Source organism: Haloferax profundi (assembly GCF_001469865.1).
In the GTDB taxonomy this organism is placed as follows: Archaea; Halobacteriota; Halobacteria; order Halobacteriales; family Haloferacaceae; genus Haloferax; species Haloferax profundi.
This window is the reverse complement of the sequence record NZ_LOPV01000539.1, coordinates 1-1,485: the sequence shown is the minus strand read 5'-3', so window position 1 is coordinate 1,485 and position 1,485 is coordinate 1. Positions and strand designations below refer to the sequence as shown.

General features: G+C 62.1%; 1 protein-coding gene. It reads left to right on the top strand.

Annotated features, from left to right (window positions below; translation table 11 throughout):
- Positions 1 to 191 precede the first annotated feature (191 nt).
- A partial coding sequence (locus tag AUR66_RS16405; protein ID WP_058573285.1) for an alpha-glucosidase occupies positions 192 to 1,485 on the top strand: 1,294 nt, incomplete at its 3' end.

Here is a 1,485-nt window from a genome sequence, read left to right as displayed (position 1 = left end):
CGCCCGAGTGGTGGTCGTCGTGGTCGTGGTCGCCCGAGTGGTGGTCGTCGCTCATACGCGACGCGACGGGTTCGCGATACAAAAACGCACCTAACCGTCGCTCTGGCGGTGGAGACGTGAACTGCGGTCGTCCGATGTCGAGAGACCGCTGCTGCCCGACAACCTAAGTTCCACGCGTGAGACACCTCAGTATGACTTCGGTTCCCGCGGACGAAGAACGACGGTGGTGGAAGGAAGCGGTCGTCTACCAAATCTACCCGCGAAGTTTCAACGACTCCGACGGGGACGGCGTCGGCGACATTCGAGGTATCATCGAGAAGGTAGCGTACCTCGACGACCTCGGCGTCGATTGCATCTGGCTCAACCCAGTCTACGAGTCACCGAACGCGGACAACGGATACGACATCTCGGACTACTGCGCTATCATGGACGAGTTCGGGACGATGGCCGACTGGGAGGAACTCCGCGACGCACTTCACGACCACGGGATTCGCCTCATCATGGACCTCGTCGTCAACCACACGTCCGACGAACACGCCTGGTTCGTCGACTCTCGGTCGGCGAAAGACGCCGACAAGCGGGACTACTACTGGTGGCGCGAGGGCCGCGACCCCGATGAGACCGACCTCGACCCAGACGAGTACGAGACCCCAACCGGTGTGAACGAAGTCCCACCGAACAACTGGGAATCGTTCTTCGGCGGGCCGGCGTGGACCTACGACGACCGAACTGGTGAGTGGTACCTCCACCTCTTCGACCGGAAACAACCGGACTTGAACTGGCAGAACGACGCCGTCCGCGACGACGTGTTCGAGATGATGGAGTGGTGGTTAGACCGCGGTATCGACGGGTTCCGCATGGACGTCATCAACCTCATCTCCAAACCCGACGGCCTCCCCGACGCCGACCCGGAACACGACGTCAAAACCATCGACCGGGCCGTCAACGGTCCACGAATCCACGAGTACCTCGGCGAGATGCGCGACCGAGTCCTCGACGAAGACTTGCTCACCGTCGGCGAGATGATTGGCGACGAGATGCCACTCGAGACGGCGAGACGCTACACGAGTCAGGAACCCGACGGCGACGGCCTCTCGATGATTTTCCACTTCGAACACATGCTCCTCGACCAGGGCGACGAGGTCTGGGACGTCGTGGACTGGGAACTCCCCGACCTGAAAGCCGTCTTCGACCGGTGGCAGGAGGGCCTCGCCGACGAAGGGTGGAACTCGCTGTACCTCAACAACCACGACCAACCGCGGATGGTCTCGCGGTTCGGTAACGTCGCCGAGGAGACCTCGGCAAGCAGTCGGGCGTCGCCCGACGACGACGATGAGTACCGCCGCGAATCCGCCAAGCTACTGGCAACACTGCTTCACACTCTCCGTGGGACGCCGTACGTCTATCAGGGCGAAGAACTGGGCATGACCAACTACCCGTTCGACTCCCTCGACGAGGTGCGCGACGTGGCCACACTCAATCCCC